We start from the raw sequence: 20,188 nt of genomic DNA, 5'->3' as shown, positions 1-20,188 counted from the left end.
CGGGTTGGTCCCGGCGAGGAAGGCCCCGGGATTCGTGTTTGCCGTCACCACGCGCCCTCTCAGTACTTCAGCAGGTTGGCGTCATCGACCGAGGCCGAGCGACGCGTCCGGAAGATCGACATGATGATGGCCAGGCCGACCACCACCTCGGCCGCCGCGACCACCATCACGAAGAAGGCCATGACCTGCCCGTGCACCGATCCCTCGATGCGGGCGAAGGTCACCAGGGTCAGGTTGACCGCGTTGAGCATCAGCTCGATGCACATGAACACCACGATGGCGTTGCGCCGCACCAGAACCCCGACCGCGCCGATGGTGAACAGCAGCGCCGAGAGCAGCAGGTAGTAGGTGGGGGTCACTGCCGGACCTCCTCGGAGGGGACGTGCTCGGTCTCGTGGCCGTTGTTGTTCGACCCGTTGCCGTTGACGTGCGGCGTCTGCTCGGGCACCTCGGGTGCTTCCTCGTGGTGCCCGGCGGTCAGCGCGTGCGGGTCGGGTGCGGCCGTCTCGCCCGCGACCGCCCGGCGCTCGTCGCCGAGCCGGTCGGCGGGCAGGTTCTCCAGCAGCTCGGACAGCGATTCCGGCGCCACCGAACCGTCCGGCAGCAGCGCGGGCACGGCCACCGAGTTGGTGGTGGCGTACACGCCGGGGCCGGGCAGCGGCGACGGGCGGGCGCCGCGGAAGCGGGCGTTGGCCCGCTCCTTCTGGGTCAGCTTCGGGCCGCGGCCCTTGCCGCCGTAGGCCAGCACCATGGCGCCGATGCAGGCGGTGATCAGCAGCGCCGAGGTCAGCTCGAACGGGAACAGGTAGTCGGTGAAGATCAGCCGGCCGAGGCCGCCCGCGCCACCGCCCTGCGGGTTCCACGGGTTCAGCGGGGCGGCGACCGGGACGTCGGTGAGCGCCCGCGCCAGCCCGGTCACCAGCAGCGTGGCCAGGCCGATGCCGCCGAGCCCGGCCCACAGCCGCTGCCCGCGCAGCACTTCGACCACCGAGTCCGAGGAGTCGCGGCCGACCATCATCAGCACGAACAGGAACAGCATCATGATCGCGCCGGTGTAGACGATGATCTGGGTGAACCCGAGGAACTGCGCGCTCTGCGCCATGTAGAGCACGCCGAGGCACAGCATCGTCAGCACCAGGAACAGCGCGGAGTGCACCGCGTTGCGCGCGAACACCATGCCCAGCGCGCCGACCAGCGCCAGCGGGCCGAGGACCCAGAAGGCCGCGGTCTCACCGGCGCCGACGGCGGCGCCCTGGGCCAGCACTTGCGCGGTTGCGAGGGTCATCTCCCGGCCTCCTCGTGCCCGGACTTCTCCTCAGCGGGCACGCCGCGGGCGAGCTCAGGACCGCGCACGTAGTAGTCCTGCTCGTCCTCGCCGAGCCGCATCGGGTGCGGCGGCTGCTCCATGCCCGCCAGCAGCGGCGCCAGCATGTCTTCCTTGGTGTAGATCAGGTCCTGGCGGTTGTCGTCGGCGGTCTCGTACTCGTTGGTCATCGTCAGCGCGCGCGTCGGGCACGCCTCGATGCACAACCCGCAGCCGATGCAGCGCAGGTAGTTGATCTGGTAGTCCTTGCCGTAGCGCTCACCGGGCGAGTAGCGCGCTTCCTCGGTGTTGTCCCCGCCCTCCACGAAGATCGCGTCGGCCGGGCACGCCCAGGCGCACAGCTCGCAGCCCACGCACTTCTCCAGCCCGTCCGGGTGACGGTTGAGCTGGTGGCGGCCGTGGAACCGGGGCGCCGGGACCTTCTTGACCTCCGGGTACTCCTCGGTGACGACCTTCTTGAACATCGTCGAGAAGGTGACGCCGAAGCCCTTGACCGGATCAAACATTCCCATCAGGCGCCTCCTCGCCTTCCGCGCGCCCGACCTCGCCCGCGGCACCGGTGCGCACCGGGCGCGGCGGGGCCTCGGGGACCTGCAGGTCCAGCGGCGGAATCGGGTAACCGCTGCCCGCCAGCGGCACTTCGTCGGTGTCCTTGGCCGGACGGCGGTCCGGGATCAGGAACGTGGCCACCAGCAGCACCGCGATCACCACGCCGCCGCCGATGAGGAACTGCTGGGTGGTGATCGCGTCGTCGTTGCGCACCGCGCGGATCACCACCACGGCGATGATCCACACCAGGCTCGCCGGGACCAGGATCTTCCAGCCCAGGTTCATGAACTGGTCGTAGCGCAGGCGGGGCAGGGTGCCGCGCAGCCAGATGAAGAAGAACAGGAACGCGATCGTCTTGCCGAGGAACCACAGCGCGGGCCACCAGCCGGTGTTGAGCACCCCGTCGCCGATCAGCGACAGCGGCCACGGCGCGTGCCAGCCGCCGAGGAACAGCGTGGTCGCCAGCGCCGAGACGGTGACCATGTTGATGTACTCGGCGAGGAAGAACAGCGCGAACTTCAGCGAGGAGTACTCGGTGTGGAAGCCGCCGACCAGTTCCGACTCGGCCTCCGGGAGGTCGAACGGGGCGCGGTTGGTCTCACCGACCATCGCGATCACGTAGACCACGAAGCTGAACGGCAGCAGCAGGAAGAACCAGCCGTTCGCCTGGGCTTCGACGATGCCCGCGGTGGACATCGTGCCCGCGTACATGATCACCGCGACGAACGACAGGCCCATCGCGATCTCGTAGGAGATCACCTGCGCCGCCGAGCGCAGCGAGCCGAGCAGCGGGTACGGCGACCCGGAGGCCCAGCCGGCCAGCACGATGCCGTACACGCCGACGGAGGCGCAGGCCAGCACCACCAGCAGGCCGACCGGCAGGTCGACCAGCTGCAGCGCGGTCCGCTCGCCGAAGATGGTGACCTCGGGGCCGATCGGGATCACCGAGAACGCCACCAGCGCGGGCGTCGCCGAGATCACCGGGGCCAGGAAGTACACCCACTTGTCGGCCAGGACCGGCCGGATGTCCTCCTTGAACGCCAGTTTCAGACCGTCGGCCAGCGATTGCAGGATGCCGAACGGGCCTGCCCGGTTGGGGCCCGGCCGGTTCTGCATCCGGCCGATCACCCGGCGCTCCGCCCAGATCGTCAGCAGCGTCATGACGACCAGGAAGGCGAAGATCACCACGACCTTCAGCAGGATCAGCCAGATCGGGTCGTCGGCGAGCAGTTCCGCGGTTGTGGTCATGCTCTCCCCCCGTTGAGGTGGGTGGTGCCGTGGCCGTTGCCGGCCGCGGGGGACATCGGCGTGGTGGCGGTGATGTCGACGAGCGCCCCGTGCCCGGCGCCGAGCGCGCGGTGCACCCGCGAGGTCCCGGAGTCGGTGGGCAGCCAGACCACGTCGTCGGGCATCTCGGCCAGCTCCACCGGCAGCACGATCGAGCCCTTGGCGGTGCGCACCTCGATGCGCTGCGCGTGGCCGAGTTCGATGCGCTGCGCGGTGCGCGGCGAGAGCACCGCGACGGTGCGGCGCGCGGTGCCCGCCAGGTTCGGCTCCTCGTCCTGCATCGAGCCGTTGTCCAGCAGCTGCCGCCAGGTCGCGAGCACCGCCTGGCCCGGGCCCGGGACCGGCGCGGTGGCGGCCGGTTCGTCCGGGCCGGGCAGCCGCTCTCCGGTGTTCGGGCCGATGCGGTCGAGCTCGGCGGCCGCGGCGGCCGGGGTCTGGGTGAACAGGTCGGCGTCCATCTCCACCGCGAGGGTGTCCAGGACCCGGCAGTCCGGCAGCGCCCCGGTGCCCTCGATGGTGGTGCGGAACTCGCGGCGGCGGCCTTCCCAGTTCAGGTAGCTGCCGGACTTCTCCACGCTCGGGGCGATGGGCAGCACCACGTCGGCGTGCTCGGTGACCGCGCTCGCCCGCAGTTCCAGGCTGACCACGAAGCCCGCCCGGCGCAGGGCCCGCTCGGCGAGCGCCGGATCGGGCAGGTCGTTCGGGTCGACACCGCCGACGACCAGGCCGGAGAGCTCCCCGGCCGCGGTCGCGGCGAGGATTCCGGTGAGGTCGCGGCCGGCGGTCGCGGGCAGCGCGCCGGAGCCCACGCCCCAGGTCTGCTCGATCTCGGCGCGGGCCGCGGCGTCGGCGACCGGCCGGCCACCGGGCAGCAGCGTCGGCAGCGCACCGGCCTCGATCGCACCGCGCTCCCCCGCCCGGCGGGGGATCCAGGCGACCCGGGCGCCGGTGCGCTGCGCGGCGCGCAGGATCTCCGAGTACAGCCCGGGGACCTCCGCCGCGCGTTCGCCGACGACCAGCACCGCGCCCGGCTGCCGGAGCGATTCCTCCACGTCGGACGGCAGCGACCGCAGCGCGGCGGCTTCACCGCCCGGCGTGCAGGGCACCAGCTCGCCGGTGCTGACCGGGCCGCCGTTGTGCACGATGACCGTGGTCTTCTCCACGCCCGGCGAGGTGCGCGGGCCGAGGTGGAACACCTTCGTCTTCCCCTGGCGGGCCGCCTTGCGCAGCCGCAGGAAGACGATCGGCGATTCCTCCTCCGGTTCGAAGGTCACGCACAGCACCGCGGGCGCGGACTCCAGGTCCCGGTAGGTGACCCCGGTCCCCGGTGTCGTCCCCACCACCGCGGACTCCAGGAACCGCAGCTCCTCGTCGGAGTGCGGCCGCGCGCGGAAGTCGATGTCGTTGGTGCGCAGGGCGATCCGCGCGAACTTCGAGTACGAGTAGGCGTCCTCGACGGTCAGCCGACCGCCCGGCAGCACGCCGACCCCGCCCGCGTCGCGCGCCTCGGCGAGGCCCTTCGCCGCGGCTTGCAGCGCCTCGGTCCAGGACGCCTCGCGGAGCTCGCCGTTCTCCCGGACCAGCGGGCGGGTGATGCGGTCACCGGCGGTGGCGTAGCGGAACGCGAACCGGCCCTTGTCGCAGATCCACTCCTCGTTGACCTCCGGGTCGTCCCCGGCCAGCCGCCGCGTCACCTTGCCGCGCCGCCAGTCGTTGCGGATCTCGCAGCCCGATGCGCAGTGCTCGCACTGGCCCGGCGTGGACACCAGGTCGAACGGCCGGGACCGGAACCGGTAGGCGGCGCTGGTGAGCGCGCCGACCGGGCAGATCTGGATGGTGTTGCCGGAGAAGTAGCTCTGGAACGGCTGCTGCTCGCCGGTGCCGATCTGCTGCAGCGCGCCGCGCTCCAGCAGTTCGATGAACGGGTCACCGGCGATCTGCTTGGAGAACCGGGTGCAGCGCTGGCACAGCACGCAGCGCTCGCGGTCCAGCAGCACCTGCGAGGAGATCGGCACCGGCTTGGCGAAGGTCCGCTTGGTGTCCCGGAAGCGGGATTCGGCCCGGCCGTGCTTGAGCGCCTGGTTCTGCAGCGGGCACTCGCCGCCCTTGTCGCAGATCGGGCAGTCCAGCGGGTGGTTGATCAGCAGCAGCTCCATCACGCCCTGCTGAGCCTTGTCCGCCACCGGCGAGGTCTGCTGCGTCTTGACCACCATGCCGTCGGCGACGGTCATCGTGCAGGACGCCTGCGGCTTCGGCATCGGCCTGCCGCCCATCTCGACCTCGACCAGGCACTGCCTGCAGGCCCCGGCGGGGTCCAGCAGCGGGTGGTCGCAGAAGCGCGGGATGGTGATGCCCATCCGCTCCGCGGTGCGGATCAGCAGCTCGCCCTTGGGCGCCTCGACCTCGATCCCGTCGATGGTCAGGCGGACGTAGCCGGGAGGCAGCGGACGGGCTTCTCCAGCGTCGTCTTTTTGGCTTGGTGCCACCGTCATCGGGCCGCTCCTACCAGTTCCGGCTCGCCGGTCTTGTTCGTCTCACACAGCGCGAGGAACTCCTCGCGGAAGTACTTGATGCCGCTGACGATCGGGCTCACCGCACCGTCGCCGAGCGCGCAGAACGAGCGGCCGAAGATGTTGTCGCAGATGTCCAGGAGGGTGTCGATGTCCTCCTGGGTGCCGTGCCCTTCGACCATCCGCTCCAGCACCTGGGCCAGCCAGTAGGTGCCTTCGCGGCAGGGCGTGCACTTGCCGCAGGACTCGTGCTCGTAGAACTGCGTCCACTTCATCACGGCCCACGGCACCGACACCGTCTCGTTGAACACCATCACCGCGGTGGTGCCCAGCATCGAACCGGCCTCGGCCGCGCCCTCGAAGTCCAGCGGCACGTCCAGGTGCTCGGCGGTGAACATCGGCGTCGACGAGCCGCCCGGCGTCCAGAACTTCAGCGGGATGCCGTCCTTCATGCCACCCGCCAGCTCCAGCAGCTCCCGCAGCGTGGTGCCCAGCGGGGCCTCGTACTGGCCCGGCTTCTCCACGTGCCCGGAGATCGAGTAGATCTTCGGGCCCGGCGACTTCTCGCCGCCCATGGTGCGGAACCAGTCGGAACCGCCGTTGACGATGTAGGGCACGGTGGCGATCGTCTCGACGTTGTTCACCGTGGTCGGGCAGGCGTAGAGGCCCGCGGCGGCCGGGAACGGCGGCTTGAGCCGCGGCTGCCCGCGCTTGCCCTCCAGCGAGTCCAGCAGCGCGGTCTCCTCGCCGCAGATGTAGGCGCCCGCGCCCGCGTGCACCACGATGTCCAGGTCGAACCCGGAGCCCAGGATGTCCTTGCCCAGGTAACCGGCCTGGTAGGCCTCGCGCACCGCGTTGTTCAGCCGCCGGATCGGGTGCAGCGCCTCACCGCGCACGTAGATCATGCAGTGGTTGGCGCGCATCGCGTAGCTGGCGATGACGCAGCCCTCGATCAGCGAGTGCGGATCGGCCATCATCAGCGGGATGTCCTTGCAGGTGCCCGGTTCGCCCTCGTCGGCGTTGATCACCAGGTAGTGCGGCTTGGTGGGTTCCTTGGGCATGAAGCTCCACTTCACGCCCGCCGGGAACCCGGCGCCGCCGCGGCCGCGCAGGCCCGCCGACTTGACCAGTTCGACGAGCTGGTCGGGCGTGCCCGCCAGCGCCTTGCGCAGCGCGGTGTAGCCCTCCAGCTGCTCGTAGGTGCGCAGGGTCCAGGAGTTCGGCGAGAGCCACCGCTTGGTCAGGACCGGCGTCACCGGGCTGATGCTTGGTCGCGTCATTGCACCCTCACTTCTTCTCCGGCACCGGCGGCAGTTCCACGTCGTCGGGCATGCTGGGCGCGGTCCAGCCGCGCTCGTGGGCCAGCTGCGCGCCGCGCAGCGTCTCGACCGCCGCCGACGGACCGGCCACAGTGGACTCCAGGTCGTCGAAGAAGCCGGCCAGCTGGCGCTCCGCACCGCGGAAGTCGGACAGCTCCGGACCGCGCGTCGGGGCCGGTTTCTCCCCGCGCTGCAACGACTTCACCAGTTCCAGCGCCTGCTCCGGCGTCTGGTTGTCGAAGTACTCGTAGTTCACCTGCAGCACCGGGCCCAGGTCGCAGGCCGCCAGGCACTCGGCGTGCTCGAGGGTGATCGAGCCCTCCTCGCCGGGAGTGCCCGCGGTCTCGTCGTGCCCGACGCCCAGGTGCTCGCCGAGCGTCTTGTAGATCGCGTCGCCGCCCAGCACCGCGCACAGCGTGTTGGTGCACACGCTCACCAGGTGCTGCCCGCACGGCTTGCGCTTGTACATGGTGTAGAAGGTGGCGACCGCGCTGACCTCGGCGGTGGTCAGCGCCAGCTGGTCGGCGCAGAACTGGATCCCCGCCGGGCTGACGTGCCCCTGCACCGACTGCACGAGGTGCAGCATCGGCAGCAGCGCCGACCGGGGCTCCGGGTAGCGCGCGATGATCTGCTGCGCCTCGGAGCGCGTCTGCTCGTCGAACACCGACGTGTCGGCGGCGTCCGCCGCGTCGTCGGTGGTGGTGAACTGGAACTGCTCGGTCATCGATCCACCCCGCCCATCACCGGGTCGATGGAGGCGACCGCCGCGATCACGTCGGCCACCAGTCCGCCTTCGCACATCGCGGGCATCGCCTGCAGGTTCACGAAGCTGGGTTCCCGGACGTGCACCCGCATCGGCCGGGTGCCGCCGTCGGAGACCAGGTGCACGCCCAGCTCGCCGCGCGGCGACTCGACCGGCGAGTACACCTGCCCCGGCGGCACGTCGAAGCCCTCGGTCACCAGCTTGAAGTGGTGGATCAGCGATTCCATCGACTGACCCATGATCTTGCGGACGTGCTCCAGCGAGTTGCCCATGCCGTCCGGCCCGATGCTCAGCTTCGACGGCCAGGCGATCTTGGCGTCGGAGACCATGTGCGAGCCGGGTTCCATCTTGTCCACGCACTGCCGGATGATCTTCAGCGACTGGTGGATCTCCTCCAGCCGCAGCAGGTACCGGGCGTAGCAGTCGGCGTCGGTGCTGGTCGGCACCTCGAACTCGTAGTCCTGGTAACCGCAGTACGGCTCGATCTTGCGCAGGTCCCAGGCCAGGCCGGCGGAGCGCAGCAGCGGGCCGGTGATGCCCAGCTGCATGGCGCCGTCCAGCGGCAGGTAGCCGACGTCCTTGAGGCGCTGCTTCCAGATCGGCTGGCCGGTGAACAGCTTGTCGTAGGAGGGCAGCCGGGAGTCCATCACCTTGATGAACGACTTCACCTTCTCCTGCCAGCCCTCCGGCAGGTCCTGCGCGGTGCCGCCCGGCCGGATGAACGCGTGGTTCATCCGCAGCCCGGTCAGGAACTCCAGCAGGTGCAGGACTTCCTCGCGCTCGCGGAAGCCGAAGGTCATGCCGGTGGTGGCGCCGAGCTCCATCGCACCGGTCGCCAGGAACACCAGGTGCGAGGAGATCCGGTTGAGCTCCATGAGCATCACGCGGAACGTCTGGGCCCGCGGCGGCGCCTCGATGCCGAGCAGCTTCTCCACCCCGAGGCAGTAGGCGGCCTCGTTGTGCAGCGGCGCCAGGTAGTCCATCCGCGTCACGAAGGTGACGCCCTGGGTCCAGGTGCGGTACTCGGTGTTCTTCTCGATGCCGGTGTGCAGGTAACCGATCACCGAGCGGGCCTTGGTGACGGTCTCGCCCTCGAGCTCCAGCACCAGCCGGAGCACGCCGTGCGTCGACGGGTGCTGCGGGCCGAGGTTGATGACGACCCGCTCCTCACCGGCGGTCTCGTCGATGAACTCGTCCCAGTCGCCACCGGTGACGGTGTAGACCCGGCCCTCGGTGGTCTCCCGCGACTCGGCCGCTTCGGGGTCGCCGAAGCCGGTGCCGGCCAGTGATTCGGTACTCATCTCCAACACCTCTCCCCGGTGCCGCCACCCTCCGGGAACGCGTTTTCCGGTGAAATAACGGGAATTTCGCGTATGCTGGCCGTCATGAGTACGCCCTGCGCTGATCCGGTGGCGGGATCTCGGCGCCCTTGTACTCGACCGGGATGCCGCCCAGCGGGTAGTCCTTGCGCTGCGGGTGGCCGTCCCAGTCGTCCGGCATCAGGATCCTGGTGAGCGCCGGGTGGCCGTCGTAGACGATCCCGAACATGTCCCAGGTCTCGCGCTCCTGGAAGTCCGCGGTCGGGTACACCTCGACCACCGACGGCACGTGCGGGTCCTCGACGTCCACCGCGACCTCGACGCGGATCCGGCGCCGGTAGGTCATCGACGTCAGGTGGCAGACCGAGTGCAGCCGCTGCGGCACCTCCGGCCCGTAGTCCACGCCGGACACCGAGCTGCACAGCTCGAAGCGCAGCGCCGGGTCGTCGCGCAGCGCGCGGCAGACCTCCAGCAGCTGGTCGGTGCGCACGTAGAAGGTGATCTCACCGCGGTCGACCGTCACCTGCTGCACGGTGTCGGCGGGCAGCCCGCGCTCGCCCAGCGCCGCCAGCAGCGCATCGGCCACCTCGTCGAACCAGCCGCCGTACGGGCGTTCCGCGGCGGGCGGCACGTAGGCGGGCAGGCGCAGCCCGCCGTAGCCCGAGGTGTCTCCCGTGCCGCGCACGCCGAACATGCCCTGCCGCGCGCGACCGGCCACCGGACCGGACTGCGGCCGGGCCGGTTCGACCGCCCAGCGCTGCTCGGATTCGTTGTCAGCCAACCGAACTCACCTGCCCGCTTTGAGCTCGCGGGGCCGCTGCGGTGAATCCGCGAACGCCCCCAACGACGGATCGGAGCCCAACTCGCGGCGCTGCGCGACCTGCTTGCGCGCCACGCGTCGGCGCTGCGCCTCGTTCTTCGGCGCGTACCGCTCGGAGGACGGGATCATCGGGGTGCGCTCGCCGCTCTCCAGCTTCAGCTGCGCGCGCTTGGCGTTGATCGGCTCGTCCATGATCTTGGCGTGCAGCTTGAGGATCGCGTCCAGGAGCATCTCCGGACGCGGCGGGCAGCCCGGCAGGTACATGTCCACCGGCACCACGTGGTCCACGCCCTGCACCACGGCGTAGTTGTTGAACATGCCGCCGCTGGAGGCGCACACGCCCATCGCCAGCACCCAGCGCGGCTCCGGCATCTGGTCGTAGATCTGCCGCAGCACCGGCGCCATCTTGTTGGTGACGCGACCGGCCACGATCATCAGGTCGGCCTGCCGGGGAGTGGCGGAGAACCGCTCCATGCCGAACCGCGCGATGTCGTAGCGGGAACCGCCGACCGTCATCATCTCGATGGCGCAGCAGGCCAGCCCGAACGTCGCGGGCCACATCGAGGTCTTCCGCGTCCAGTTGACGAGCTTTTCCACGTTGGCCAACAGGATGCCGTTGGGCAACTGCGCTTCAATTCCCATCCGCGGCTCTCCCTTCCACAATCGACGCTGACCGTGCCCGTGACCGCCCGGTCAGTTCCAGTCGAAGCCACCTCGCCGCCACACGTAGAGGTCGGCGAATCCGAACGTGAGGATGAACAGCACCACGGCGCCCGCGCCCCAGAGCCCGAGCGCGTCCGCGGTCACCGCGTACGGGTAGAGAAAGACCATCTCGATGTCGAAGAGGATGAACATCATCGCGGTCAGGTAGTACGAGACCGGCATCCGGCCGCCGCCGATCACCGGCTGCGGCGAGGGCTCGATGCCGCACTCGTAGGCGTCGAGCTTCGCCTTGTTGTAGCGGCGGGGGCCGACGAGCGGAGCGATCGTGACCGAGAACAGCGCGAACGCGAACGCGAGCGCCAGCAACAGCACGAGCGGGATGTAGGGATCGAGCATTCCCCTGCCCTCCGGATCTTCCCCGCTTCCGCGGGGCACATCGTCGGCCCCCGCCGAGACGCACGTCACGTCTCAGAGGTCGGGCCACACTCTATGCGGTCGGGTGTGTCGTCTCCGTAGTGAGGCGAACCTAACTTTATGATGTCTCGCACACTTGCGAGCACATCTGACCAGACTCGCGCCATCAGGCGCTAGGGGTGAGACGAGTAGTGGTGCTGATCACACGGTCCATCACGTCCCCGTCCTTCTCGTCGTAGAGATTTGCCAACAGTTTCAACACGAAACGCATCAGCACGGTCCTCGGTAGACCATGCTTCGTAGCGGTGCGCATGACCATCGGATTGCCAATCAACTTGCTGAAGATGTTGCCCATCCGGAAGTAGCCGCCCAGCGCCTGCCGCACCGCGACCGGGTACCGGCGCAGCGCCTGCTCCCGGGAGAACCCGTCCGGGCGAGCCAGCGCGTGCACCACGCACTCGGCGGCCAGCCGGGCGGATTCCATCGCGTAGGCGATGCCCTCGCCGTTGAACGGGTTGACCATCCCGCCCGCGTCGCCGACGAGCAGCAACCCGTTGCGGTAGTGCGGCGTCCGGTTGAAGCCCATCGGCAGCGCGGCGCCGCCGATCCGCCCGGTCGCGTTCTCCTCCCGGAAGCCCCACTCCTCCGGCGTGCCGTCCAGCCAGGAGCGCAGCAGCTGCCGGTAGTCGGTCTTGCCGTAGGCCTTGGAGGTGGACAGGATGCCCAGCCCGACGTTCACCGTCCCGTCGCCCATCGGGAAGATCCAGCCGTAGCCCGGCAGCAGCGTGGGCTTGGCCGGGTCCGAGCGGTCCCACAGCTCCAGGTGCGATTCCAGGAAGTCGTCCTTGGTCCGCGGGCTGGTGTAGTAGCGCCGCACGGCCACGCCCATCGGGCGGTCCTCGCGCTTCTCGATGCCGACCGACAGCGCCAGCCGCGCGGAGACCCCGTCGCAGGCGACCACCAGCGGCGCCCGGTAGGTGACCGGCGTGCGCTCCGGGCCGGACTTGGCGGTCACCCCGGTGATCCGGCCGGTCCGCTCGTCGGTGACCGCGCCGGTCACCGTGGTCTGCTGGACCAGCCGGGCACCGGCCCGCTGCGCGTTGCGGGCGAGCAGGTCGTCGAAGTCGTTGCGGGGCCGCACCACGCCGTACGGCGGGAAGCTGGCCAGGCTCGGCCAGTCCAGCTCGACCTCCACCCCGCCACCGACCACCCGCAGGCCGCGGTTGTGCAGCCAGCCCGCTTCCTCCCGGGTGTCGATGCCGAGGTCGATGAGCTGCTTGACGCCGCGCGGGGTGATGCCGTCGCCGCAGACCTTCTCCCGCGGGAAGACGCTCTTCTCCAGAAGCAGGACGTCCAGGCCGGCCCTGGCCAGGTACGTCGCCGCCGTCGATCCGGCCGGCCCGGCCCCGACGACGATCACCTCCGCGTCGTCGTCCGGTCGACGGCGGCTGGTGGCGCTGGTCATGACACTCCTTGAGCTAGTGCAGTGCGCGGTGCGATCCACCCCCTCCCGGCGGAGGCGCACCGGGAACCCGCTTGTGAACGAGTTCACTAACTCCGAGTTTATGCCGGGCAAAGGCCGCGATCGACCCCTCCGGCTAGGCCACCCGAGTGACCATCGCCCCAGCTAGAACCCGGCTCTGGACCGATCGGACGACCCCGGCCGGACCACTTCGGCAGCTGGTCCGGCCCGAGCGTCAGAAGGCGGCGGGGCCGCCGTTGGCGCGGACGGCGTCGGCGGCGGCCTGGGCGAAAGCGCGCACCCGGGAGTTCAGCCCGGCGGTGCGCCAGACCAGCGCGACCTCGGTCGGCGGCGCGTCGCGCAGCGGCACGAAGGCGACGCCCGGGTGGGCGAAGTACCTGGTCACCGAGGCCGCGACCGGTGTGATGCCCTGCCCGGCGGCGACCAGCGTGATCAGCTCCTGGAAGGTCGACACCGACTGGCCCCGCCGCACCTGCCGCCCGCTCGGCGTCTCCGGTGGCACGTGGAAGTCCCACCAGTACTGCGGGGCGCTGCTGACCACGCCGAACACGGTGTCGCGCGCGAGGTCCTCCAGCTCCGCGGACTCGCGCCGCGCGAAGGGGTGCCCGGTGGGCACCATCAGCACCCGGGGCTCGGCGATGACGACGGGCCCGACGGTCAGGTCCGGTTCCTCGACGGGCAGCCGGGTGAGCAGCACGTCGACGTCCCCGGCGCGCAGCGGTCCCAGCGGGTCGGCGAACTGGGTCTCCCGCATCCGCACCTCGCAGCCGGGGTGCCTGCTGCGGAAGGTGTCCAGCAGCGCCGAGGTGAGCATCCCGGCGCCGGAGCCGAGGAAGCCCACGTCCAGCACGCCGTCGATGCCGCGCGCCGACGCGGTGGCCCGGTCGAAGGCGTCCCGCATGGCCCGCTGCAACGGCTCGACGTCGGCCAGCAGCTGCTCGCCCAGCGGCGTCAGCCGGACCCGGCGGCTGGTGCGCTCGAACAGCGGTGCGCCGATGCGGCGCTCCAGCTTCTTGATGGTCTGGCTGACCCGCGCCTGGGAGAGGTGCAGCCGCTCGGCGGTCCGGCCGAAGTGCAGTTCACCGGCCAGCACCAGGAAGCAGTCGATCTCGCGTTGTTCCACCGGATCGATAATTCCAGGTTATCGATCGATGCCCAAGGGCGCGTTGTTCGGGGGTGCCTCCGAGGCGAGAGTTGGGTCAACCGCGACAACGACGATCACCCGGAGTTCCAGCCATGCCACAGGTTCAGGAAGTCGCCCCGCCCACGCCGGTCCAGCGCCCGGCAGCGCGCCCCGCCGACGCCCGCCGCGGCCGCTGGGCCCTGCTGATCACCATGGCCGCCACCTTCATGGCGATCATGGACTCGTTCATCGTGAACGTGGCCGTCCCGTCCATCCGGACCGAGCTGGCCGCCAGCTTCACCGAGGTCGAACTCGCGATCAGCGGCTACGTGCTGGTCTACGGCCTGCTGCTGGTCACCGGCGGCCGGCTGGGCGACCTGTTCGGGTTCCGCCGGTTGTTCCTGGTCGGCATCGCGATCTTCACGGTGGCCTCGCTGGCCGCGGGCCTGGCCTGGGACCCGGCCTCGCTCATCGCCTTCCGCGTGCTCCAAGCCGTGGGCGCGGCGTTCTTCTACCCGCAGGTGCTCTCGGTCCTCCAGACCACGTTCACCGGCGCGGCCAAGGCCAAGGCCTTCGCCGTCTTCGGCGCCACCATCGGGCTCGCCTCGATCGCCGGTCAGGTCGTCGGCGGCCTGCTGATCAGCCTGAACCCGCTCGGCCTGTCCTGGCGCTGGGTGTTCCTGGTCAACATCCCGATCGGCGTGCTGACCCTGATCGGTGCGCTGCGCGTGCTGTCGGCCTCCCGCCAGGGCCACGGCTCCGGCAGCGGCCTGGACCTGCCGGGCGTCGGACTCCTCAGCGCCGCTCTCCTGCTGCTGACCGCGCCGCTGGTGCAGGGCCAGCAGTTCGGCTGGACCGCCACCACCTGGGCGATGCTGATCGCCGCGCTGCCCGCCTTCGCCGGGTTCATCGCCTGGGAGCGCCGGGTCGCGGCCCGGGGCGGAAACCCGCTGGTCAACATGGCCCTGTTCCGCCGAGCGTCGTTCTCCGGCGGCATCGCGGTGGCGGTGGCGTTCTTCGCGGGCAACGCCGGGCTGTTCTTCGTGCTGACCCTGGCCCTGCAGTCGGGCCTGCTGCTCTCCCCGCTGGCCGCCGGTCTCGCCTTCGCCCCGCTGGCGATCACCTTCGCCGCGGCCTCGCTGATCGGCCCGCGGCTCACCGCCCGGATCGGCAACCACACCCTGACCACCGGCTACGCCATCAACCTGATCGGGACCGCGGCCCTGCTGATGACCGTCTGGTCCGCCGGCGACCAGGTCGCCGCCTGGGACCTGGTCCCGTCGCTCGCCGCGATCGGCTTCGGCCAGGGCCTCGGCGTGAGCCCGCTGGTCGGCGCGGTCCTCGGCAAGGTCCCGGAGCGCGAAGCCGGATCGGCGTCCGGAGTGCTGGAAACGGCGGGCCAGGTGGGCATGGCCCTCGGCGTCAGCGTGCTGGGCCTGGTCTACTTCACCGCTCTCGGCGGCCACGAGGCCACCCCGGCCGACCACCTCGGAGCCTTCACGACCGCCCTGACCGCCAACCTCGCCCTCGCCGCGGCAGCCCTCCTCCTGCTCCCCCTGATGTTCCGCAAGACCAACTGACCCACCAACCCCCGAGCCCCCGGCCGCCCAGCCGGGGGCTCGCCGCCGTCACAACCGCATCGCGAGGAGGCGGGAGCTGAGGGTTTTGCCGTGGGTGTCCAGGGCGAGGGAGGTCGTCACTCCTCCTCCGAGGGCTCGGTGGCAGGTGAACTGGAGGGCTCGGAGGTTCGGGAGCTCCCAGCGGCGGACCTCGCCGCGGATCGCCAGGTGCTCTCGCACGCGGTCCGCCGTCACCTCGCGGAGCAGCAGGTCGTAGTCCTCGTCGCGGTGCGGGAACAGCGACAGGGTCGAGGTGTCGCCCTTGTCCCCGGCCCGGCAGTGGGCGATGTCATGCAGCAGCACCGTCGGCCTCCAGCACGGTCACCCGGGTCTCCACCTCGGTGCGGGGGATCAGCGTCGAGACGATCCCGATCACCTCGCGGACGTCGGTGCGGACTCCGCCGCCACCGGCCGGTCCGTTGGTGTAGAGCGACTCGACCTCGTGGCACACCAGGTCGGCCAGCTCCGGGTCCGGGGCCAGCGCGGCCACCCGCAGCCTGCACTCGTCCGGTGCCCCGAGGACGTCCGCGCGGACGCGCAGGCCGGTGCCGCGCAGCCGGGTGGTGACGACGTCGGCCGCCAGGCGGGCGCGGCGGTCGGCGTTCGGCCCGGCGTAGGTGATCCCGCACTCCGCGCGGTGCCCGGCGCGGTAGCCGACGCTGACCTTCAGCTCATCGGGCCGGGCCCTGCCGACCGCGCCGCTGATCCGGACCCGGTCCGCCGCGACCTGCTCCACCCGCACCTCGCGGAAGTCCAGCACCACGTCGGGCGTGCGGTAGCCCGTCGGATCGGTCACCTCGTAGAGCAGCTGCTCGCGCACGGTCGCGGTGGAGACGAGGCCGCCCGTGCCCGGGATCTTGCCGATGACCGCGGTGCCGTCGGATTCCACCGCGGCGCAGGGGAATCCGAGGTTCGCCAGGTCCGGCACCTCCTTCACGCCGGGATCGGCGAAGTAGCCGCCGGTGACCTGACCGGCGCACTCCAGGAGGTGGCCGACGAGCGTTCCGGCCGCCATCCGCGGCCAGTCGTCGAGGTCCCAGCCGAGCCGGTGCGCCATCGGGGCCAGGAACAGCGAGGGGTCGGCGACCCGGCCGGTCAGCACCACGTCCGCGCCGGTGTCCAGGGCCGGGAGCAGCGCTTCGGCGCCTAGGTAGGCGTTGGCCGAGACGACCTCGCCGTGACCGGCCAGCGCGATGCCGTCCTCCAGCGCGGGTTCGCGCAGGTCCAGCCGGTCCAGCACGTCGTCGCCGGTGACCACCGCGATCCGCCCGCGCAGCCCCGAGCCCACCAGCAGATCGCGGGTGATCTCGCCCGCGGCGAGGGGGTTGGCCGCGCCCATGTTGGTCACCACGCGGACGCCGTTGCCGATGGCGACCGGCAGCAGCGGGCGGAAGCGGGCGAGCAGCCGCGGGTCGTGGCCCAGCGCCGGGTCGCGCAGGCGGCGCTGCTGGCCGAGCGCGATGGTGCGCTCCGCCAGGCACTCCAGCACCAGGTCGTCCAGCTCGCCGCGCGCCGCGAGCTGCACCGCGGGCTCGATCCGGTCGCCCGCGAACCCGGCTCCGCTGCCGATCCGCATCACAGCACCCCCGTCAGCAGCGCGACCGCGGTCATCACCAGCGTCGTGCCGAACGCCCACTTGAAGGCGAACCGCTGGTGCTCGCCGAGGTCGACCCCGCTCATCCCGAGCAGGATGAACGTCGAAGCGGTCAGCGGGCTGAGCGGGAAACCCGTGGTCATCTGGCCGAGGATCGCCGCCCGGCCGATGGCCGCCGGGTCGCCGCCGAGCGCCGCGCTCGTCTCGGCCAGCACCGGGACGATCCCGTAGTAGAAGGCGTCCGGGGTGAACACCAGGCTCAGCGGCATGCTCGCGATGGCCGTGCCCACCGGCAGCAGGCCCGCCGCCGAGTCCGGGATCACCGAGACCAGGCCCTCGGCCATCGCCCCGATCATCCCGGTGCCGGTGAGGATGCCGGTGAACACGCCCGCCGCGAAGATCACCGCGACCACCAGCACCACGTTGTAGGCGTGCTTGGTGAGCAGCTCCTGCTGCGCCGCCCAGCTCGGCCGGTTGACCAGCAGCGCCACCAGGAAGGCCAGCAGGAACAGCACCTCCAGGTCGGCCAGCTGCGCCAGCAGGCAGGCCACCAGCACCAGGGTGAGCAGCGCGTTGATCCAGAACCGCACCCGGTCGGCACCGGTGAGCCGGGGCCGGTCGGCGACGGCGAGCTCGACCACGCCGAGGCGCTTGCGCTCGCCGCGGCCGATCAGGTACGCCGCCACCAGCACCCACAGGACGCCCGCCAGCATCGCGGGCAGGACCGGGAGGAACAGCTGTCCGCTGTCCAGGTGCAGCGCGGCCATCGCGCGGGCCGTCGGACCGCCCCACGGCACCATGTTCATCACGCCCGCCGCCAGGCAGACCACCCCGGCCAGCACCACCCGGCGCATCCCGAGCCGCTGGTAGACGGGCAGCAGCGCGGAGACGGTGATCAGGAAGGTGGAGGCGCCGTCGCCGTCGAGCGCGACCAGCAGGGTCAGCAGCGCGGTGCCCACGGTGATCTTCATCGGGTCGCCGCCCGCCCAGCGCAGGATCCGGGCGACCGCCGGGTCGAACAGCCCGGTGTCGACCATCAGGCTGAAGTAGAGCACCGCGAAGGTGATCATGATGGCCACCGGCGCGACGGTGACCAGGCCGTCGGCGATCATCCCGCCCAGCCCGGCGCCGAACCCGCTCACCAGCGCGGCCGCGATCGGCACCAGGGTGAGCGCGAACAGCACCGAAACCCGGCGGGACAGCACCAGCGCCAGGAAGACCCCGACGGTGAGGAATCCGCTCACGGCGAGCATGCGCACCTCCGAACTCGAACGGAGGAACTGTGATCCGCATCGCCCATGCAGGTCAAGCAATAGTTAATGATAGATTCATGAGTTGTGAGCATGGATCTGACGATGCAGCAGCTCCGGCTGGTGCTGGCCGTGCACGACGCGGGCAGCTTCACGCTCGCCGCCGAACGCCTCCACCTGGCCCAGTCGTCGATGAGCCGGACGGTCCGCGAGGTCGAGCGGCGGCTGGGCATCGCGCTGTTCGAGCGCACCACCCGCAACCTGACCAGCACGCCGGAGGGCCGCGAGTTCTGCCGGGTCGCGCGGCAGGTGGTCGAGTCGTTCGACGCCGGGATCAACCACTTCCAGGGCTTCCTCGCCGGGAACCGCGGGCAGGTGCGCATCGCGGCGCTGCCGTCGCTGGCGGCGATCCTGCTGCCGCCGGTGGTCTCCGCCTACCGCGCGGCGCACCCGGCGGTGGAACTGTCCATTTCGGACGCCATGTCGGACGAGGTGCTGCAGCAGGTCCGCGCCGGGGTGGTGGACCTGGCCGTCACGGTGGTCGCCGAGCCGCTGCCGGACCTGCACGTCAAGCCGATCGCCACCGACCGGTTCTGCTGCGTCTTCCCGCCGCAGCACCGGTTCGCCGCGCAGCGCGGTCTCTCCTGGTCGAACCTGGCGGGCGAGCCGCACATCGCCTTCGACCCGAGCAGCAGCATCCGCCAGCACGCCGAACGCGCCTTCGCGGCGGCCAAGATCCGCCCGGACGTGGTGCTGGAGTCCAGCAACATCAGCACGGTCGCGGGCCTGGTCGCGGCGGGCCTCGGGGTGGCGGTGGTGCCGGGCCTGGTGCTGCCGCTGGTCGCATTCGCCGGCCTGGAGCACCGGGCCCTGGACGAGCCGGTGATCAGCCGCCGCATCGCGGTGGTCCGCAACCCGCACCGCCCGCTGGCGGCGGCCTCGAAGGCCTTCATGACGGCGATCACCCAGCGCGCCGAAACCCCGCTACCCCCGGAAACCACCTGGCTCTGACCGGCCGACGCGCCGGTCCCCGCACCGCGAGACGCGCACAGTCCCGTCGCGCTGCGGACGACGCCACGCGATTTCAATGGAAATCAGACGTCGAAATTCCATTGAAATCGCACGGACCGTCGGTGCGTCAGGCACCGACGCACCGGGGGCGCGTCGGGTGATCACGCGATTTCAAGGGAAATCGCGGACCCGATTTCCCTTGAAGTTCCGGCGCGTCCGACGGCTCAGGAGGGCTTGACCGCGCGGTGGATCGCCACGACGCCGCTGGTCAGGTTCCGCCAGGCGACGTCCGTCCAGCCGGACTCGGCGATCAGCTCCGCCAGGGCGCGCTGGTCCGGCCACTCGCGGATCGACTCCGCCAGGTAGACGTAGGCGTCCGGGTTCGACGAGACCGCGCGGGCGATCGGCGGCAGCGCGCGCATCAGGTAGTTCAGGTAGATCGTGCGGAACGGCTGCCAGGTAGGCGTGGAGAACTCGCACACCACCAGCCGGCCGCCCGGCCGCACCACGCGCTGCATCTCCCGCAGCCCGGCCGCGGTGTCCACGAGGTTGCGCAGGCCGAAGGAGATCGTCACCGCGTCGAAGGACTCGTCGGCGAAGGGCAGCCGCAGTGCGTCCGCGGCGACCATCGGCACGCCGCGGTGCCGCCCGACCGAGAGCATGCCCAGCGAGAAGTCCGCGGCCACGCACCAGGCGCCGGACCGGGAGAACTCCTCGGTCGACACACCGCTGCCCGCCGCCAGGTCGAGCACGCGCTCGTCGCGCTTCGGCGACAGCGCCCGCCTGGTGACCTCCCGCCACCGGCGGTCCTGGCCGAAGGACAGCACGGTGTTGGTCAGGTCGTACCGGCGCGCGACACCGTCGAACATCGCGGCGACTTCGCGAGGGTCCTTGTCCAAACCTGCCCGAGACACACCCGCAGCGTACGTGGCGAGCCCGCCACCAGCGTCAGGTGGCCGTCGGCGTAGCCGTCCGCGCCTTACAAGCGGCGGCAGCCGCTTGGAGTACGCACGCAGCTCGCACCGCCGCGGGTTCTGAGTGCTTTCCTGGCGAGGACGGCCCCTCCGCCGTGTATCCGGACATACATCAGGAGGGGCACCCGCAGTCCAGGGAAGCACTCAGGTTCCGCCACCCGCACCG

At 71.0% G+C, this 20,188-nt stretch carries 19 protein-coding genes; 2 read left to right on the top strand and 17 right to left on the bottom strand.

Features of this window, described 5'->3' with window-relative positions:
• Positions 1 to 59 precede the first annotated feature (59 nt).
• The 13 genes from nuoK to OU416_RS37305 all read right to left on the bottom strand — a co-directional run bounded on the left by nuoK (position 60) and on the right by OU416_RS37305 (position 13,574).
• Positions 60 to 359 (bottom strand): NADH-quinone oxidoreductase subunit NuoK, encoded by a 300-nt coding sequence (gene nuoK / locus OU416_RS37365; protein ID WP_093155324.1) that lies wholly within the window; start codon positions 357 to 359, stop codon positions 60 to 62.
• Positions 356 to 1,285, bottom strand: a complete 930-nt coding sequence (locus OU416_RS37360) for an NADH-quinone oxidoreductase subunit J (RefSeq protein ID WP_270931822.1) — start codon at positions 1,283 to 1,285, stop codon at positions 356 to 358. Before OU416_RS37360 ends, nuoK begins: the two co-directional genes overlap by 4 nt.
• On the bottom strand, positions 1,282 to 1,836 hold the full coding sequence (gene nuoI, locus OU416_RS37355; protein ID WP_270931821.1) for an NADH-quinone oxidoreductase subunit NuoI: 555 nt from the start codon (positions 1,834 to 1,836) through the stop codon (positions 1,282 to 1,284). Before nuoI ends, OU416_RS37360 begins: the two co-directional genes overlap by 4 nt.
• On the bottom strand, positions 1,823 to 3,121 hold the full coding sequence (gene nuoH, locus OU416_RS37350) for an NADH-quinone oxidoreductase subunit NuoH (protein ID WP_270931820.1): 1,299 nt from the start codon (positions 3,119 to 3,121) through the stop codon (positions 1,823 to 1,825). The genes nuoI and nuoH overlap by 14 nt, the downstream gene beginning before the upstream one ends.
• Positions 3,118 to 5,652: an NADH-quinone oxidoreductase subunit G gene (locus OU416_RS37345; RefSeq protein ID WP_270931819.1), complete on the bottom strand. Its 2,535-nt coding sequence runs from the start codon at positions 5,650 to 5,652 to the stop codon at positions 3,118 to 3,120. The genes nuoH and OU416_RS37345 overlap by 4 nt, the downstream gene beginning before the upstream one ends.
• Positions 5,649 to 6,950, bottom strand: coding sequence for an NADH-quinone oxidoreductase subunit NuoF (nuoF, locus tag OU416_RS37340; RefSeq protein ID WP_270931818.1), 1,302 nt, complete (start codon positions 6,948 to 6,950; stop codon positions 5,649 to 5,651). The genes OU416_RS37345 and nuoF overlap by 4 nt, the downstream gene beginning before the upstream one ends.
• Positions 6,951 to 6,957: 7 nt before the next feature.
• A complete protein-coding gene (gene nuoE / locus OU416_RS37335) occupies positions 6,958 to 7,713 on the bottom strand; it encodes an NADH-quinone oxidoreductase subunit NuoE (RefSeq protein ID WP_270931817.1) in 756 nt (251 codons plus the stop codon).
• Complete coding sequence (locus tag OU416_RS37330; RefSeq protein WP_270931816.1) at positions 7,710 to 9,053, bottom strand: NADH-quinone oxidoreductase subunit D; 1,344 nt, start codon at positions 9,051 to 9,053, stop codon at positions 7,710 to 7,712. The genes nuoE and OU416_RS37330 overlap by 4 nt, the downstream gene beginning before the upstream one ends.
• Positions 9,054 to 9,135: 82 nt before the next feature.
• Positions 9,136 to 9,852 (bottom strand): NADH-quinone oxidoreductase subunit C, encoded by a 717-nt coding sequence (locus OU416_RS37325; protein WP_270931815.1) that lies wholly within the window; start codon positions 9,850 to 9,852, stop codon positions 9,136 to 9,138.
• A 6-nt stretch (positions 9,853 to 9,858) separates the two neighbouring features.
• Positions 9,859 to 10,533 (bottom strand): NuoB/complex I 20 kDa subunit family protein, encoded by a 675-nt coding sequence (locus tag OU416_RS37320; RefSeq protein ID WP_270931814.1) that lies wholly within the window; start codon positions 10,531 to 10,533, stop codon positions 9,859 to 9,861.
• 51 nt (positions 10,534 to 10,584) lie between these two features.
• Positions 10,585 to 10,950: an NADH-quinone oxidoreductase subunit A gene (locus OU416_RS37315; protein ID WP_093155338.1), complete on the bottom strand. Its 366-nt coding sequence runs from the start codon at positions 10,948 to 10,950 to the stop codon at positions 10,585 to 10,587.
• 184 nt (positions 10,951 to 11,134) lie between these two features.
• Positions 11,135 to 12,433, bottom strand: a complete 1,299-nt coding sequence (locus tag OU416_RS37310; protein WP_270931813.1) for a geranylgeranyl reductase family protein — start codon at positions 12,431 to 12,433, stop codon at positions 11,135 to 11,137.
• Between the two features lie 232 nt (positions 12,434 to 12,665).
• Complete coding sequence (locus OU416_RS37305) at positions 12,666 to 13,574, bottom strand: LysR family transcriptional regulator (RefSeq protein ID WP_270931812.1); 909 nt, start codon at positions 13,572 to 13,574, stop codon at positions 12,666 to 12,668.
• A gap of 113 nt (positions 13,575 to 13,687) precedes the next feature.
• On the opposite strand from OU416_RS37305, the gene OU416_RS37300 reads away from it, so the two are divergent.
• Positions 13,688 to 15,154 (top strand): MFS transporter, encoded by a 1,467-nt coding sequence (locus OU416_RS37300; protein WP_270931811.1) that lies wholly within the window; start codon positions 13,688 to 13,690, stop codon positions 15,152 to 15,154.
• A gap of 48 nt (positions 15,155 to 15,202) precedes the next feature.
• Here the strand turns inward: OU416_RS37300 and OU416_RS37295 are convergent, their stop codons facing one another.
• Genes OU416_RS37295 through OU416_RS37285 form a run of 3 tightly spaced genes read right to left on the bottom strand, consistent with a single transcriptional unit; the run spans position 15,203 to position 18,040 of the window.
• Positions 15,203 to 15,496 (bottom strand): AtuA-related protein, encoded by a 294-nt coding sequence (locus OU416_RS37295; RefSeq protein WP_270931810.1) that lies wholly within the window; start codon positions 15,494 to 15,496, stop codon positions 15,203 to 15,205.
• Entirely contained in the window at positions 15,483 to 16,769 is a 1,287-nt protein-coding gene (locus OU416_RS37290; protein WP_270931809.1) for an acyclic terpene utilization AtuA family protein, read from the bottom strand. Before OU416_RS37290 ends, OU416_RS37295 begins: the two co-directional genes overlap by 14 nt.
• Complete coding sequence (locus tag OU416_RS37285) at positions 16,769 to 18,040, bottom strand: CitMHS family transporter (protein ID WP_270931808.1); 1,272 nt, start codon at positions 18,038 to 18,040, stop codon at positions 16,769 to 16,771. Before OU416_RS37285 ends, OU416_RS37290 begins: the two co-directional genes overlap by 1 nt.
• 90 nt (positions 18,041 to 18,130) lie before the next feature.
• Between OU416_RS37285 and OU416_RS37280 the strand changes: the two genes are divergently transcribed.
• Positions 18,131 to 19,048: a LysR family transcriptional regulator gene (locus tag OU416_RS37280; protein WP_270931807.1), complete on the top strand. Its 918-nt coding sequence runs from the start codon at positions 18,131 to 18,133 to the stop codon at positions 19,046 to 19,048.
• A 224-nt stretch (positions 19,049 to 19,272) separates the two neighbouring features.
• On the opposite strand, the gene OU416_RS37275 is transcribed toward OU416_RS37280, so the two are convergent.
• Positions 19,273 to 19,962, bottom strand: coding sequence for a demethylmenaquinone methyltransferase (locus OU416_RS37275; protein WP_093353986.1), 690 nt, complete (start codon positions 19,960 to 19,962; stop codon positions 19,273 to 19,275).
• Between the last annotated feature and the right edge of the window lie 226 nt (positions 19,963 to 20,188).

The sequence above is a fragment of the Saccharopolyspora indica genome (assembly GCF_027853965.1).
In the GTDB taxonomy this organism is placed as follows: domain Bacteria; phylum Actinomycetota; class Actinomycetes; order Mycobacteriales; family Pseudonocardiaceae; genus Saccharopolyspora; species Saccharopolyspora indica.
The sequence above is the reverse complement of the archived record's forward strand: the minus strand, read 5'-3'. Positions and strand labels throughout refer to the sequence as shown.

Coding starts and splice junctions, on each gene's coding strand:
- OU416_RS37310 (WP_270931813.1), bottom strand. CDS start 12,433: ATGACCAGCGCCACCAGCCGCCGTCGACCGGACGACGACGCGGAGGTG.
- nuoI (WP_270931821.1), bottom strand. CDS start 1,836: ATGGGAATGTTTGATCCGGTCAAGGGCTTCGGCGTCACCTTCTCGACG.
- OU416_RS37320 (WP_270931814.1), bottom strand. CDS start 10,533: ATGGGAATTGAAGCGCAGTTGCCCAACGGCATCCTGTTGGCCAACGTG.
- OU416_RS37330 (WP_270931816.1), bottom strand. CDS start 9,053: ATGAGTACCGAATCACTGGCCGGCACCGGCTTCGGCGACCCCGAAGCG.
- nuoE (WP_270931817.1), bottom strand. CDS start 7,713: ATGACCGAGCAGTTCCAGTTCACCACCACCGACGACGCGGCGGACGCC.
- OU416_RS37360 (WP_270931822.1), bottom strand. CDS start 1,285: ATGACCCTCGCAACCGCGCAAGTGCTGGCCCAGGGCGCCGCCGTCGGC.
- nuoF (WP_270931818.1), bottom strand. CDS start 6,950: ATGACGCGACCAAGCATCAGCCCGGTGACGCCGGTCCTGACCAAGCGG.
- OU416_RS37285 (WP_270931808.1), bottom strand. CDS start 18,040: ATGCTCGCCGTGAGCGGATTCCTCACCGTCGGGGTCTTCCTGGCGCTG.
- nuoH (WP_270931820.1), bottom strand. CDS start 3,121: ATGACCACAACCGCGGAACTGCTCGCCGACGACCCGATCTGGCTGATC.
- OU416_RS37300 (WP_270931811.1), top strand. CDS start 13,688: ATGCCACAGGTTCAGGAAGTCGCCCCGCCCACGCCGGTCCAGCGCCCG.
- OU416_RS37290 (WP_270931809.1), bottom strand. CDS start 16,769: ATGCGGATCGGCAGCGGAGCCGGGTTCGCGGGCGACCGGATCGAGCCC.
- OU416_RS37280 (WP_270931807.1), top strand. CDS start 18,131: ATGGATCTGACGATGCAGCAGCTCCGGCTGGTGCTGGCCGTGCACGAC.
- OU416_RS37345 (WP_270931819.1), bottom strand. CDS start 5,652: ATGACGGTGGCACCAAGCCAAAAAGACGACGCTGGAGAAGCCCGTCCG.
- OU416_RS37315 (WP_093155338.1), bottom strand. CDS start 10,950: ATGCTCGATCCCTACATCCCGCTCGTGCTGTTGCTGGCGCTCGCGTTC.